The organism is Methanosalsum natronophilum (assembly GCF_024808815.1).
Lineage (GTDB): Archaea > Halobacteriota > Methanosarcinia > Methanosarcinales > Methanosarcinaceae > Methanosalsum > Methanosalsum natronophilum.
In genome coordinates this window covers 39,717-55,096 of sequence record NZ_JANUCS010000009.1, presented here as the reverse complement: position 1 = coordinate 55,096, position 15,380 = coordinate 39,717, and the positions used below count along the sequence as shown (strand labels likewise).

Here is a 15,380-nt window from a genome sequence, read left to right as displayed (position 1 = left end):
TTCCTTAACTGAATTGTATTCTTACTGGTAGCTTTTCACAGTTTTGAAAATGATTGCGATACAAAAGTATCGTAAAGTTATTTTATGTACTGTAATGCTATTTATTCCAATTATCTTTGAAAGCCTCAAGCCTGCTGGCATCAGTTGAAACTGGATTAGATATACAAGAAATCTATTTGAGTATTTCAAAAACGCTGTTTGTAAAATAAAGTTTCTCCTTTTAAAGCTTTTGGTTAATTTATAAATTTTAGCTTCATTTAATTTCAACTATTTAAATCAACTCTTACTTACAAAAACAATAAAATTTTGATAGTTTATTTTTTGAATAAATATAAAGACTACATATACCGTGTCAAGCTTTAAAACTTGTATTGTAAAAATTTAAAGATTTACTTCCATTATTTTTTCCTATAATTTAAACTGAAAAGCAAAATATGTATAACTGAGATTAGTAGATATTATGAGGGATTTATATGACAGTGATTAAAGTTGCATGTATTCAAATGGACATTTCATATTGTAATAAGAAAAATAACTTGACAAATGCATTATGTCACGCAAAAAGTGCCTTAGATAAAGGAGCAAAAATAATTGTTTTTCCTGAAGTTTTTACAACAGGATTTTGCTACGAAAAAATAGAGCAAGTATCTGAGAACTATCCTTACAATACTATTCAACAACTAATAGCTTTCTCAAGAGAGTTAGAATGTATATTAATAGGCTCAATCATAGAAAAAAAATACATGAATGGTAAGATATATTACTATAATCTAGGCTTTTGTATTGATACTGGTGAAATATCAGGATATTATAGGAAAATCCATCCATTTACAGAAGAAAATAAGTTTTTTACTGGTGGTAATAAAATAAATAATCTTGTTACTAAAAATAATAGTCTGACTATTGGTTTGGAAATTTGTTATGAAGTTAGATTTCCCGAGATTGCACGTAAAATGACACTTGATGGAGCTGATATTTTAGTTACCATTGCTGAATTTCCAAACCCTAGAAAAGATATATGGACAACGCTAGTAAAAGCTCGTGCAATTGAAAATCAAATTCCCCATATTGCGTGTAACAGAATAGGCCAAGATCCAAGAAAAAGTTATTTTGGAGGGTCAATTATAATTGATGCAGAGGGTAAAACAGTATCTCAAGCAGATGATAAAGAAACTATTTTGATTGGTGATATAAATCTTAACGAAACAAAAAATGTGAGACGTAAGATACCTGTATTTAATGATAGGAGACCACAGTTATACTAGACTTACATGTCAATAAGGTATCACAGCAAATAAGTGTTGAATTGAAAGATGAACTTTATTCAACATATATTGCTGGTTTTAAGTATGTAGAATTTCCTGCTTTATTTTTGGGATCATACTCAGGTGAATCACCATTATAAACATATACTTGACAGCCAGTTTCTTTTTCAAAGAAATCAGTCGCTAGATTAAGTACTTCTGTTTCATTCAAATTAGATTTAAGTAAAAAAGATATTTTTTCATCACTCATACCTTTAATCTCGGAAACTACCTTTTGGGCATATTTTGGTACAATTTTCCCATATTTTTTCATTTCAGATTCTTTCATCAACTCTTTAATTAATAAACCAACATCTAAGTTTCCCTGATCATTCATACTTAAAGCTGTCATAAACACGTATTTTTTCCATTTAGGAGTTGAATACAGATAAATAGTAGTTGGTTTCAGTTTGATAACTTTTAAAATCTCATCCATATCTTCTAAGGTTTTAGAAACTAGCTCTTCTGCTAACTGTGCATCAATATCAATAAGTTCTGAATTATAAATAGGATATTGGGTTAGAGAAATAAAATTTCCGTTAGTGTGCTCCATGTTATCCCAAATTTCTTCACATAAATGAGGAGTAAATGGTGCCATTAATCTCACCCATACGTCAAGAATGTAAGGTAATAATCTACTACCCCCGCGCCTCTGATACCACTTAACGTCATTAAATAGAATGAAAAACGAATTTTGTAATGCATTTCTTGTTTTAACTTGTTTAAGCGATATATTTGTTTGATAGATACGTTGCTGTAATTGACTTAAAAACCACTTGTCTATATGATCCAAATCATTATATTCATGTCTGTTTTTGAAATCATTTGATGAAAACGATTTAATAATTTGATGTGCAAAACTATAAAACCGTTCTAATTGTTTTTTAGCATTCTCTACTTTATCATTTTTCCAATCAGCATCTTGTGTTTGTTCAGCAGATGATAAAATGTACATTCTGGTCACATCTGCTCCATAAAGATGAACAGCTTCATTCATTGTCAAAAGTGGACCTTTTGATTTACTCATTTTTTTTCCTTCTAGAGAAACAAATCCATTAATTGCAATTGATTTCGGCCATTTATCTCGACCAAATATTGCAACGTGATGGAAAAGGAAAAATAATAAATGGTTCGGAACTAAATCTTTTCCAGAAGTTCGAATGTCGACTGGATACCAATAGCTGAAATCAGTTTTGATTTTTTCAATTAACTCTCTTTCAAGACCAGAACTGATAGATGCTGCTTCCAGACTACCAATATCTAGTAGTATATAGTCTAATAATGTGTTTGTTAGCTGCTCAGCTCCTATATCTTCATTAAGGAATTTAGCTAAAATATAATATGACATATAAATTGTTGAATCGGCTAGGGATTCGATTAACCACGCTTTATCAAAAGGAAGCTTCGTTCCTAATCCTTTTTTTCTAGCACATGCTTTATCTTTCAGCCATTCTATCTTATTATGAAACTCAACACGAAGTTCTTCTGGAATAATATCCATTTGGTCAACACATTCAGTAACTGTTCTTTTCCAACCAGGGTTGGAATAGTGCAAAAACCACTGGCCTTTAACCATCTTAACTACACATGGAGTTCCACACCTGCAAACTACAGGTTCACTGAACTCATAGAATAATTCACCAATATTCTGATCAATTAAATCTTTTGTCAAAATATCCTTTATTTTAGATACTTTAATATTAGCATATTTGCCAGTATTTTGTTTGAGAGTTCCTGAATGGTACTCTTTTTTATATACTAATTTAGTTGCATCTTCTGCTAAAGAATCATTTTGACTGTTAATATTGAACTGGTTTACAGCATCAACTGCTGGATAATCACTAAACTCAGGAACATCAATTAAAGATATTAATTTAATATAACGTGGGTTTTCATCAATACCATAAGCACTGAGATCACTATCATACAAATCCCTTAAAGCAAGATAATCAAAAGGAGCATGGGCAGGTACACTCATTACAATACCACTACCATTATCACCTCTTACAAAAGAAGCGGGTAAAGTAATCACCTTTTCTCTTGTTAAAGGGTTTGTTACTTTAATTCCAATAAGAGAAAATGAAGGTACAGTCTCAATTAGTTGAATATCCTTATCCGTATGCAATAATTTGTCATACGCATCTTTACTTACAACCCAAGTCTCATCATTTTCATCATTAGCTACTTTTATCTTAACATATTCTATCTCAGGATTAACCCAAAGATTAGTTACACCAAAAGTAGTTTCAGGCCTTAAAGTAGCACAGGGAAAAATACAGCCTTCATACTCAAACTTGATTAATGTATAATCAACAATATTTGCACCTTCACCATGTAATATATCATGGTCTTCAACCGGGTTGTCATCCGCAGGGCACCATTTTACAGGGTGAGATCCTTTAACAATATATCCATTTTCATATAAGTGGTTGAATTGCCATTCAATAAACTTCTTATAAGCATCGTCAGTAGTTGTGAATTTGCGACGCCAATCAATTGAATATCCTATCGATCTCATTGACTTTTCAGCTTCAACACTGAAAAAATCAACGATTTTTTCTGGGGATTCTAAGGTATGTAGCTTGCTTTCAGGAATTCCATGATGTTTTGAATATACTTCAATTGTCTGAGGATCTCTATTTTTAATAAGCTCAGCAAGACCGACAATGGGAGTTCCAGTAACATGAAATCCCATTGGAAAAAGAACATTCAAACCTTGCATTCTTTTATGTCTAGCAATAACATCTCCAATAGTAAACGTTCTTGTGTGTCCTGCATGTAATATACCATTTAAATAAGGATACGGAACTGTAATAAAATATTTTTCTTGCTCATTAGGCTCAGGTTCAAAAATAGCTTCCTGCTCCCACTTGGATATCCACTTGCGCTCAATAAAGTCTGGTAAATATTCTGCATTCATGTTTAATAAACCAACCATTAAGATTATTTGAAGATTTATATTCTCATTTACTGAATACCGCGTCTCTGATAGCTTTAATCGTAGCATCCACAACTATTGGTTTATCGCAGGCCTCTATTACTTCTTGTGGGTCTTTTAAAAGATGCCCAGTCGTAACACAAACCACCGTTTCACTTGATTGGACTACACCTTGTTTAACAAGTTTCTTTAAGCCTGCTACCGAAGTTGCACTAGCGGGCTCTACACCAATTCCTTCAAGTTGTGCTAAATCTCTTTGTGCTTGCACTAGTTCCTCATCTGTTACTGTTTCTGCAGTTCCATTAGATTCTCTGATTGCCCTTAAAGCTTTTTTGGCATTTACAGGATCTCCAATTCTGATAGCTGTTGCAATTGTCTCAGGTGATTTTTCAGGTTCAATCATTTCAGCATTATTTTTTATGGCCTTTACAATTGGAGATGCTCCTTCAGCTTGGATACCACACATTTTAGGTACATGATCCGTAACACCAAGTTCTGTAAATTCTTTAAACCCTTTGTAAATTGCTGTTACGTTACCTGCATTACCAACCGGAAGAACAACTCTGCTTGGTACGTTAAGATTTAGTTGATCAATTATTTCAAAGCCAATTGTCTTTTGTCCTTCTAAACGATATGGGTTAATTGAGTTTAATAAATAGAACTTTTCTTCATCACATAGTTTACGAACCAGTGAAAGAGCTTCGTCAAAATTCCCTTTAATGCTTAGAACTTTTGCACCATGCATCAAAGCTTGGGCTACTTTACCCATTGCAACTTTACCTTCAGGCAACAAAACAATAGCAGGAATTCCGGCTTTTGCACCATAAATTGCAAGTGAAGCGGAAGTGTTTCCAGTAGATGCACATGCAACCGTTTTCATACCAAGCTCAAGGGCTTTAGAAACACCAACCGTCATTCCACGATCTTTGAAAGAACCCGTTGGATTAAGTCCCTCGTGTTTGACATAAATTTCTTTTACTCCTATGAGTTCAGCTAAACGATCACATTTATACAATGGAGTTCCGCCTTCATATATTGTCACATGCTTGCCCTTTATAGGAAGAAGATCACGATATTTCCATACAGTTGGAGGTTCTAACCTTAGTTTCTCCATATCAATATTTATGTTCGAATAATCATAAATTATATCGAGAAGACCACCACATTCACAAGTATATACTACATCTGATTCTGCATATTTATTGCCACAGTCTATACATTCTAAACTATACATTGGGTTTCTCCTAGTGAATAAGTCATTAAGTTTAACAAATCAATGACATCAATAGCTTTTATTGCTACATAAACTAATTGATTGATATTTTAGCAAGTGTTCCTATCAATAATTCATATAATTTATAGCAACCGATAAACTTATGCTAATTAAACTATTTCATAAACATCATGCATCTAATTATTTTAACTGGTATTACATATATTAAAAAAGTTTCTGATTTTTTGAATAAAATAAATGAAATAGCTTCAGAAAGTGAAGTTCTAATTCAGGCTATGAATTCTAATATGATTGCAGGCTATGAGCATGTCATGTATGCTATAGAAAAAGCTAATAAGTCGTTTGAAACAAACAAAAATGTAGCTAAGGATAAAGGTATTGAAATAATGAGGTATGCTGCTGCTAAAAAACAAATAGAAGATGCATTTTCCCTGGGTATTGCAGAAGGCAATAACAATATTCTATTAATTGTGTTAGGTAATGAAAAAGATACTCTAAAAGCTTATAACGCATTAAAAAAAACTATTACTGAAAAAGATTTGCTGGAATACACTACAGAGAAAAAATTCTACATCATGCAGCAATTTAAAATTACAGTAGAAGAAATAAATGTTGTAGGAGAGGACAAAATACCAAAGCTTGTTAAAGAAAGAGTGGCATTAGTGGACTATATTAATTAAACTTTTAATAATTAGATTCATAATGGCCTACATAATATTAGATGGTGAACACAATGGAAATGAAAAAGAACTGTGAAAGGATGATGCATAATGCAGGTCCAATTGAGCAAGAACTTTTACCCAGACTTGTAAACGTCACAGAAGCCGCTGCCATAGCTGCAGCACATCAAATTGGTCGTGGTCAAAAGAATTACGCGGATCAAGTTGCAGTAGAATCAATGCGGAGAATGTTAAATTCGTTAGCTATGAGAGGTACAATTAAAATTGGTGAGGGTGAAAGAGATAAAGCTCCCATGTTATACATAGGTGAACATGTCGGTACTGGTGAAGGAGACTTAGAAGTTGATATTGCTGTAGATCCATTAGAAGGTACTAATTTAACTGCTGATGGAGTTCCGGGTGCTATTTCAGTCATGGCAATGTCGGAACCTGGTGGCCTTTTTCATGGACCAGACGTTTATATGGAGAAAATTGTTGTTGGATCAGAGGTTGTAAAGTATGAAAAAGAAAATCCTGGGGAAAGAATCGACCTCGACGCACCAGTTCAACATAATTTGGAAATAGTGGCTAAAGCTCTTAAAAGAGACGTAGAAGAACTTGTTGTTGTCATACTAGATCGACCGAGGCATAAAGGCTTGATTGATGAAATAAGAAATTCTGGTGCTCGTGTTAATTTGATAACAGACGGTGATTTGATGCCTGGTGTCGCAACATCTATTAGAGGCTCAGGAGTACACATAGTAATGGGATCAGGTGGATCAGGAGAAGCTGTTCTGACAGCAGCTGCAATTAAAATACTGGGTGGCAAGGTTTTAGCAAGATTAGTTTTGCCTTCAGTAGCTAACAACAAATCCAAAGAAGATATCGAGAAAGAAAAAAGAGAGAAATTACCAAGATTAGAAAAAATGGGCATAAAAGAAGAAAACATAAACACTATACTTGATACTGAAAAGCTAGTTCCTGGGAAAGATGTTATATTTGCTGCAACTGGTGTTACATCGGGCCAATTCTTAAGAGGTGCTAATCTTTTTGGAGAAGGTGATGCAAGAGTAGATACAATAACTATGGGAAGTTCAGGAGTAGTAAAATTCACCGATTCTATATACATAAAGAATAAAGAAACAACTCCACTTAGAATAAAATAATTACTGAAAATGAAAATAACTATCTTAAACTTTGGCTGTTCATCAAACCAAGCATCTGCTGAGGTTATGGCTTCAGTTGTGAACGAGTCAGAGCACGACCTTATAGATAATCCAAATATAGCAGATGTTATTATTCTAAATACATGTACTGTTAAAGCAACTACTGAGAAAAAGATTCTTCACAAAATTCGACAATTTGGTTGTGATGGGAAGCAAGTAATAGTTACTGGATGCATGCCACAAGTACAGAAAAATGATATATTTGCAGCCAATCGAAATGCTCATCTACTTGGTATTAATGCAATTGATGAGTTAACCCAGCTTATTGATAAAGTGAAAATATATCAAGATAATAAAAAAGATAAAAGCATAGAGGTTTTCAATAACTCTTCCACTACAATTCTAAACACAAACAGAATTAGATATAATTCCAATATTCATATATGCCCAATCTCACAAGGGTGCAATTATGAATGTGCATATTGCATTGTAAGAAATGCTAGAGGTTCACTTAAATCATCTGATCCAGAGATGATACTAGATGATATAAAAAAAGCATTAAATGACGGCTGCAGAGAAATCTGGATTACTTCTCAAGATACTGGGCAATATGGTGATGATATTGGATATAGTTTACCAGCACTTCTTGAAGAAATTTGTTCGATACCAATTGATTTTAAAGTTAGAGTGGGGATGATGAACCCATTTTCAATAAAAGAACACCAAGATAAGTTAGTAGAAGTTTTTCATAATGACAAAATTTACAAGTTGATTCACCTACCCATACAATCTGCATCTAATAGGATTTTAGCTTCTATGAACAGAAAAAACACTATAGAAGATGTTAATGAAATTTTATCAGCATTTAAAAGCAATTTTAAAGACTTAACTTTTTTTACTGATGTAATTGTTGGCTTTCCTGGCGAAAATGATAAAGATTTTGAAATAACGGTAAATTGGATTAAACAGCATATGCCAGATAAAGTGAATATTTCTCGTTATACTCCAAGACCTGGAACTCAAGCTTCAAGTTTTCGTAACTTGGATTCAAGAACAATAGTAGATAGATCAAAACACTTGCACCAAGTCTGTGAAGATATAAAGATGGAATCAAAAGAAAAAATGATTGGCTGGAAAGGTGAGGTGTTTGTATCAATGCCAGCAAAAATAAATGGATTTATGGCAAGAACACCTTCATACAAGCCTGTAATTATCAAACAAGCAAAACTTATACCTGGTAACAAATATGTTGTGGAAATAAGTGATGCAGTTCCAGGATATTTTATAGCTGAAGTTATTCAATGACAAAATGAGATATTAGTAATTGTTGATATTATAAGGCATCAACATAATCCAAAGGCCTTTTAAAAACTGCTTTGGTAATACCGTTCTCATTCATATCATCAGACAATTTAATGAGTTCCCAACCTTCAAAACCAATTTCATTCAAATCTTTTTTCATTTGAACCCACTCATGGGCTCGAATCGATTTTATGTCATACTCCCATAAAGTCATACGTAAAATCCCTCCATATTACTAGCACTTATTGTTATAATACAAATGTTATATATAGATTTTTAAAAATTTAAATTGAAAATTAAACAAGTTTTGTTGTGTTCTTTTTTAATTTAATCGCAGTAGTAGTAAAATAATTTTTTTTTGATTCAAATAAATCAAATAAATTTGACAAAATAATTAAATATATAAATCAACACTATAAATATGGTGAATATTATGAGCTGTTTGTTTTGCAAAATCGTTGATGGGAAAGTACCTACAAACAAAGTATTTGAGGATGAAAATGCTATTGCATTTTTAGATATCGAACCGGCTACTCAAGGGCATACCATAGTAATTACGAAAAATCATTTTGACTCATTTACTACTACATCTGAAGATGAAGTTGCTATGTTGTTCAAAACTGTACATAAAGTTGCAAAAGCTTTAGAAAAAACATTTTCATTGTATGGAATGAATATTGGAACAAACGTTGGAAACATTGCAGGACAAGAGATACATCATTTCCACGTACATCTCATTCCTAGGTATGAAGGCGATGGTGGTCAAAATGGGATCAAATCAATTGTTTGGACAGATAGTGATACCAATAGTCTAGATATTTTAGCTGCAAGAATTAAAGAAAATATTAATTAATTTAACTTTTATTCTTATTTAAAGCAATTAAATAATCATTTCAATTAAGTTAGATTATTTTATAAGAATAGATGATAGCATTAATTGTAAAGTAGCTGTCAGAAATAAAATATTGACATACGTATAAAAAATTTTAATTATCTATTATTTTTAATACTTTTTTCTGAAACAATAATTATCAGACTACTTGTGTAAGAATATAATTAAGTTTCTTACTAAAAAATTCAGCCACATTTTTTTGACTTAATCGGGCAAGAACATAGGTCAAAAAAGACTTGTTCTCCTATACGTGACCCTTTGGCAATTAACAAGTCATCCGCATGAATTATTGTTTTGGAGCTAGGCCGGTATATCCATTTATTGCCTTTCTTGACAGCTAAGATGTACATACCAGTTTCGGTTTCAATTTTCAATTCACTTAGTGACCTCCCCACAAGAGATGAACATTCTTCAACCTTGAGTTTACTTATAATTTCATCTGAATTTCTTATTGCAAGAGTTATAACTGGATGTAGTTCAATATCTCTAATTACAGTATCTGCAATTCCATAAGCAGCATTTGAGATTTTCAAAGAAGCATTTCCTAGATGTAATAAGCCTCGAAGCTGATTTACATCCTTCACATGTTTTGCCGTCTTAAGTACCCAATGTTCAAGGTTACTTTTCATAATTTCCATCTGAGATTCAATTGATTTTACTTCATAGGCAATATCTTCATTGTCAAACAGAAGTGCAGAATATGCTAAACCTACAGATAACTCAGCAATATTCTTCATTTCAACAATAATATCCACTGCCATTTCAAGGTCTGCTAATTTGTTTGTATGCATCATATTTCTAGGAATGGGTTTTTCATTTGATGCCATTTCCGAAAATAGCGGTACCCCTTCACCATGCCCTCTTGCAAAAAGTACATCATTTTTCAGAATACGTGTATCATGACCAGGATTATATATCCACTCATTTTGTCTTCTAATTGCAGTTATCCACATTCCAGCTTCAATGTCTAGCTCAATATCTTTCAAGGTTTGGCCATTCATAATAGAATCTTCATTAACCTTAACACGAATAAAAGTCTCTTCAGCATCTCGGAGTGCAATATTTAACTCATAAGGAATATTCATATTAAGAGTTACTATTTTTGCAATATCTACAGCTGCATTTGAAATATCTGCAGCTGATTCGGATACAGTTAGTGCACTGACCATTGCTTCTGCGACTTCTACCTTTCGAGCACTAAGCATTGCAACAATTTTCATATGATAATCAAAAACATCAACTTTTTCTTCTAAACGTAAAACTTCTTCGGCAATATCTATATCATCATACATCATAGCAGAATAAGCTAAATCAACCATAAGTTCAGAGGTGTCTTTCAGTTCAGTTAGTAGATCTTTAAGATTATGTGGTGTATATTTTATTTCTTTTGAATTCATTTTTAAGGCCCTTATATTTAAATTAGTTTTATTAAGATAATTTATTGTTCATACATTAAAGCAAATTTATACAACCAAAAGAATATTTAAGGCAAATATAATTCCTGCAACACCAACAATATCACCAAGTGTAGCTATTAAGGGTATAACTGTGTCATCGGGATCAAGACCATATTTGTGGGAAGCTGATGAGATTGTTATTGTAAAGAAAAATACAATTACTATTTCAATTATTCCAGCAATATAACAGATTTGAAGCAATACTAAAAAGCTTACACTATGTCCCAATAAAAAGCTGACTACCCAGACAATAACACTTAATGAAAATAAAGCAGTCATCGCAACAATAGTAACCCCAATTAAGCTGTTGCTCATAACAGGATTTCTAAAAATTCGACTCTCAAGTCCTAAATGAAACGCCGATGCAAGTCTAGCAGCTAATATGCTACCAGTATCTCCTCCAATTTTAATCAAAGCTGGGATTAGTATTAATAGTGAAGGCATTGTTATTATCCGTTCAATCTCAGAATTTAACATCTGTCCTGCTAAAAGTCCTGCAATCGCAGCTAAAAGTAACACGGGAGTACTACTTCGAATAATTCCAGTAACTGTATAATATGTCATATTAGTAACACCACCTTTGCTGCTAAAAACAACATTAGCATAGCAACAATATCCCCAATTGTTGCGATAGCTGGTGTGACAATATTATCGGGATCAAAACCATATTTAACCATTCCAACTGATAGTAATGCAGCTACTATAGCTAATATTATTCCTGAAAGAACTCCTGAAATCACTGCAATTAAAGTTAAAATCACAGCACCTGCACTTGGTAATCCTAAAGCTACAGTTATATAATGCCCCATTAGACCAAGAAAAATTGATAAAAATAAACTTAAGAGTAGGGATCCTGAAATGTTGTTTATTAATTCAGGATTTCTTTCAAGCTTTGTTATTAGACCCAAATGAATTGCACTTCCAAGCCGTGATCCTAGAGTACATGAAATATTTCCTCTAAGACCCATTACAGCTGGAGCTATAACAATAAGACCTGGTATAAGCTCAATTTCTTCGGCCATACCTGATAAAATGATACCCGCAATAACTCCCCCAAAAGTTGCCATAATCTCAAAAGGCAAAGCTTCATTTACAATTGATCTAATGCTAGCATATTCACCAAAGCAATCTTCAATTAACTCAGGTATTTCAGCCCCATAGTCTGAATTTTTTGTCCCCAATATTGGTTATATTGAAACTAAAGTATAAAAGCTAGATGGTGAAAATAGATACCACACACCAAAAAAAAATTACAATTAGTCTAATTTAATCTGAACTTTTTCAGTCATAAGAGATAAAGTGTTCTTAAATTTGTATTGTTCGAGAACAATGAAACAAAGACTAAACACAAATGCAATTATGTTAAATGAGAATATCATTTTAATTGAAACAAACTAAGCATTTAAATATCTCTATGAATTTTTAGATTGCAATGAGCTTTTTTGGCTATAATTAAAAAATGGTAGCATGAAAATTTGTAGCATACATCATAACCTACATTATTCAATTATTTAGAGCCTGTAATGGTGCAGGAATTCTACCACCTTTTTTGATAAAGTTACCAGCTTTTAACGAACTTAATTTGATTACCGGCGCTCTTCCTAATAAACCCCCGAACTCTACTGTATCTCCTACATCTTTTCCAGGTGCAGGGATTAGTCTAACAGCAGTTGTTTTTTTGTTAATCACACCTATAGCCATTTCATCAGCAATTATTGCAGATATGGTTGAACTTGGGGTATTACCGGGTATTGCAATCATATCTAAACCTACGGAACACACAGAGGTCATTGCCTCCAATTTTTCTATATTAAGTGCCCCACTTTCAACTGCCTTTATCATACCAGCATCTTCACTTACCGGTATAAATGCGCCGCTCAACCCACCAATCGAAGATGATGCCATTGCACCTCCTTTTTTAACTGCATCGTTAAGAAGCGCAAGTGCAGCAGTAGTTCCATGCGCTCCACATTGTTCAATACCCATAGATTCAATGATAGCAGCAACACTATCTCCAATTTCAGGAGTTGGTGCAAGTGACAAATCAACCACTCCAAAACTTACGTTAAGTTCTTTAGAAACTTTACGACCCACCATTTCACCCATCCTTGTGATTTTAAAGGCTGTTTTTTTGATCTCTTCTGCTATTTCATCGATTGTTGGTTCATCTAGTCCCTGAACTGCACTATTTACAACTCCTGGCCCACTAACACCAACATTTATTACACAATCCTCCTCCCCAATACCATGGAAAGCACCTGCCATGAATGGGTTATCTTCAGGTGCATTTGCAAACACCACAAGCTTAGCACATCCAATTCCTTGTTTATCTTTAGACAATAAAGCAGTTTGTTTTATTATATCTCCCATTAATGCTACAGCATCCATGTTAATTCCTGCTTTTGTTGTTGCTACATTAATAGAAGAACAAACTTTTTCCGTGGTAGATAATGCTTCTGGAATAGATTGAATTAATTTCATGTCACCTGGAGTAATTCCTTTATGAACAAGCGCACTGAATCCACCAATGAAATCTACACCTACTTCTGCAGCAGCTTTATCCATAGTTATAGCTGTTGATACTAGATTATTTGACTCACAGCTTTCTGCAATAAGTGATATTGGTGTAACAGATATGCGTTTATTTATAATTGGGATCCCATACATATTTTCTATTTTATTGGTAGTTTCTACAAGTTTTTTAGCAAAATAGGTGATTTTCGAATAAATATTTTGATTAAAAACTTCAATGTTAGGATGACAGCAATCGCGAAGATTTATACCCATAGTAACAGTTCTAATATCCAGTTTTTCTGTATTTATCATCTGGATAGTTTCCATTATCTCTTCTGGATGAAAAAACATTTTATACCAAACCTATGACTATATTTTAATCAAATTCTATGCATGTACTTAAACACGTCTTCATTTTGAACTTTTACTTCAACTCCAAGCCTTTCACCTTCATAATTCATCTTTTTTTGAAAAGCTAGAAGATCAAAATCATCATTTATGTTTTCAGCAAACATTGTCATTGTAAATATATCTTCCATTATAGTCTGACTAATATCAATTATATTTACATTGAAATCAGCCATTACTTTAGTGATGCTTGCAACGATACCTACTTTGTCAGTACCTATAACTGTAATTACATATCTATTCGATGTCAAAGTGTCTACCTCAGATTAAATGTTTTTACATTAATATAACAACCTGTTATAAGAATATTATTAAAATCAAGAAAGAATCTTTTCAGGATTAATACGTATTATTTGATCATCAATAGACACAGGAACACCTCTACCATCCCTATTGCTTGTTAAAACGTATAGATTATTATCAGGACCTAAAAATACACTTCTGAGCCTTCCGAACTCTTTATCAAAATGAGTAAACAACTCAACTGAATCAGAATCTATTTTAGCTTGATATAGAGTTTGACCACGCAGACCTGCAAAGTATATAGAACCATTGTAATAAGTAGCTCCTGATGGAGCCCAAGTATCTCTGCCACTTTGTAAAATAGGTGATTCCATATTGGGATGTGTTTCATCACCTTCTATTATTGGCCAACCATAGTTCTTTCCTGCTTCAATTAAATTTAGTTCATCCTTTGCAATAGCTCCGTGTTCAGTTGACCACAAGTTACCATCACTGTCCCATGCAAGTCCTTGTGGATTTCTGTGACCTAATGAATAAACAGGAGAATCATTAAATGGATTATTGCTAGGAATTTTCCCATCATCTTTTACCCTAAGGATTTTACCTGCGAGTGAACTCATATCTTGAGATAGTTTAGGCTGAGCTGCATCGCCTGTTGTGACGTAAAGATTTTCATCAGGTCCAAAATCAATCCTACCTCCATTATGTGTTCTTGCACCTGGAATTTTGTCAATGATTATCTTTTTTTGAGTTACATCTACTATGTAACTATTATCCATCTTATATCTAACAACCCGGTTAAAAATCTCATCTTCTTTCTTATATGTATAGTAAAGATAAACAAACCCAGTATCTTTAAATGATGGATGTAATGCAATTCCTAGAAGACCACCTTCACCTATATGTTCAACATTATCTAGAGTTAGGATAGGTTCTTTTAAAAGCCCTGTTTCTTGATCAATTACATATACTTTACCTGGTCTTTCAGTAAAAATAATACTACCATCTGGAAAAAAATCTAAATCCCATGGTATTTTAAGATTTATTGCAACTGAGCTTACTTGAAGGACATCAATATCATCATCAACAATTGTAGCATGATTTCCTTCAACAGGTTTAATGTCAGTATCCCTCTCACTAATAAAATTAATCCATACTGTAAGAAATAGAAATATAATAATGATTACTGCGATAAAAAGTAATAACTTCTTTTTATTTAATTGGAACATATGCATCTCCCACTAAAGAAATATAAAAGGAGAT

General features: G+C 32.9%; 14 protein-coding genes. 5 read left to right on the top strand and 9 right to left on the bottom strand.

Annotated features, from left to right (window positions below):
* The first annotated feature begins 473 nt into the window (after window positions 1-473).
* The gene (locus J2T59_RS06190; protein ID WP_259134977.1) at window positions 474-1,265 is read left to right on the top strand and encodes a nitrilase-related carbon-nitrogen hydrolase; all 792 of its coding nucleotides are present in this window, start codon (window positions 474-476) and stop codon (window positions 1,263-1,265) included.
* Between the two features lie 55 nt (window positions 1,266-1,320).
* On the opposite strand, the gene leuS is transcribed toward J2T59_RS06190, so the two are convergent.
* Both leuS and thrC read right to left on the bottom strand, forming a co-directional pair.
* The gene (leuS, locus tag J2T59_RS06185) at window positions 1,321-4,224 is read right to left on the bottom strand and encodes a leucine--tRNA ligase (RefSeq protein ID WP_259135019.1); all 2,904 of its coding nucleotides are present in this window, start codon (window positions 4,222-4,224) and stop codon (window positions 1,321-1,323) included.
* Between the two features lie 43 nt (window positions 4,225-4,267).
* A complete protein-coding gene (gene thrC / locus J2T59_RS06180; RefSeq protein ID WP_259134976.1) occupies window positions 4,268-5,476 on the bottom strand; it encodes a threonine synthase in 1,209 nt (402 codons plus the stop codon).
* Window positions 5,477-5,646: 170 nt separating this feature from the next.
* On the opposite strand from thrC, the gene cgi121 reads away from it, so the two are divergent.
* From cgi121 to J2T59_RS06165, 3 genes are read left to right on the top strand one after another with little or no spacing between them, the layout of a single operon-like run.
* Window positions 5,647-6,156, top strand: a complete 510-nt coding sequence (cgi121, locus tag J2T59_RS06175) for a KEOPS complex subunit Cgi121 (protein ID WP_259134975.1) — start codon at window positions 5,647-5,649, stop codon at window positions 6,154-6,156.
* A gap of 53 nt (window positions 6,157-6,209) precedes the next feature.
* Window positions 6,210-7,301 (top strand): class II fructose-bisphosphatase, encoded by a 1,092-nt coding sequence (gene glpX, locus J2T59_RS06170; protein ID WP_259134974.1) that lies wholly within the window; start codon window positions 6,210-6,212, stop codon window positions 7,299-7,301.
* 9 nt (window positions 7,302-7,310) lie between these two features.
* Window positions 7,311-8,606: a tRNA (N(6)-L-threonylcarbamoyladenosine(37)-C(2))-methylthiotransferase gene (locus tag J2T59_RS06165; RefSeq protein WP_259134973.1), complete on the top strand. Its 1,296-nt coding sequence runs from the start codon at window positions 7,311-7,313 to the stop codon at window positions 8,604-8,606.
* A gap of 28 nt (window positions 8,607-8,634) precedes the next feature.
* On the opposite strand, the gene sp36 is transcribed toward J2T59_RS06165, so the two are convergent.
* Window positions 8,635-8,817: a Sp36 family protein gene (gene sp36, locus J2T59_RS06160; protein WP_259134971.1), complete on the bottom strand. Its 183-nt coding sequence runs from the start codon at window positions 8,815-8,817 to the stop codon at window positions 8,635-8,637.
* 219 nt (window positions 8,818-9,036) lie between these two features.
* Between sp36 and J2T59_RS06155 the strand changes: the two genes are divergently transcribed.
* Window positions 9,037-9,456 carry an HIT family protein gene (locus J2T59_RS06155; RefSeq protein ID WP_259134969.1) on the top strand — a complete coding sequence of 140 codons (420 nt, stop codon included), beginning with the start codon at window positions 9,037-9,039 and terminating at the stop codon, window positions 9,454-9,456.
* A gap of 224 nt (window positions 9,457-9,680) precedes the next feature.
* Here the strand turns inward: J2T59_RS06155 and J2T59_RS06150 are convergent, their stop codons facing one another.
* The 6 genes from J2T59_RS06150 to J2T59_RS06125 all read right to left on the bottom strand — a co-directional run bounded on the left by J2T59_RS06150 (window position 9,681) and on the right by J2T59_RS06125 (window position 15,346).
* The gene (locus J2T59_RS06150; protein ID WP_259134966.1) at window positions 9,681-10,892 is read right to left on the bottom strand and encodes a potassium channel family protein; all 1,212 of its coding nucleotides are present in this window, start codon (window positions 10,890-10,892) and stop codon (window positions 9,681-9,683) included.
* Window positions 10,893-10,958: 66 nt separating this feature from the next.
* Window positions 10,959-11,516: a magnesium transporter gene (locus J2T59_RS06145; RefSeq protein ID WP_259134964.1), complete on the bottom strand. Its 558-nt coding sequence runs from the start codon at window positions 11,514-11,516 to the stop codon at window positions 10,959-10,961.
* Window positions 11,513-12,133 carry a magnesium transporter gene (locus tag J2T59_RS06140; RefSeq protein ID WP_259134962.1) on the bottom strand — a complete coding sequence of 207 codons (621 nt, stop codon included), beginning with the start codon at window positions 12,131-12,133 and terminating at the stop codon, window positions 11,513-11,515. Before J2T59_RS06140 ends, J2T59_RS06145 begins: the two co-directional genes overlap by 4 nt.
* Window positions 12,134-12,455: 322 nt before the next feature.
* Window positions 12,456-13,817 (bottom strand): PFL family protein, encoded by a 1,362-nt coding sequence (locus J2T59_RS06135; RefSeq protein ID WP_259134960.1) that lies wholly within the window; start codon window positions 13,815-13,817, stop codon window positions 12,456-12,458.
* 29 nt (window positions 13,818-13,846) lie between these two features.
* Window positions 13,847-14,125 carry an ACT domain-containing protein gene (locus tag J2T59_RS06130; protein ID WP_259134958.1) on the bottom strand — a complete coding sequence of 93 codons (279 nt, stop codon included), beginning with the start codon at window positions 14,123-14,125 and terminating at the stop codon, window positions 13,847-13,849.
* A 66-nt stretch (window positions 14,126-14,191) separates the two neighbouring features.
* Window positions 14,192-15,346 carry a PQQ-dependent sugar dehydrogenase gene (locus J2T59_RS06125; protein ID WP_259134956.1) on the bottom strand — a complete coding sequence of 385 codons (1,155 nt, stop codon included), beginning with the start codon at window positions 15,344-15,346 and terminating at the stop codon, window positions 14,192-14,194.
* Between the last annotated feature and the right edge of the window lie 34 nt (window positions 15,347-15,380).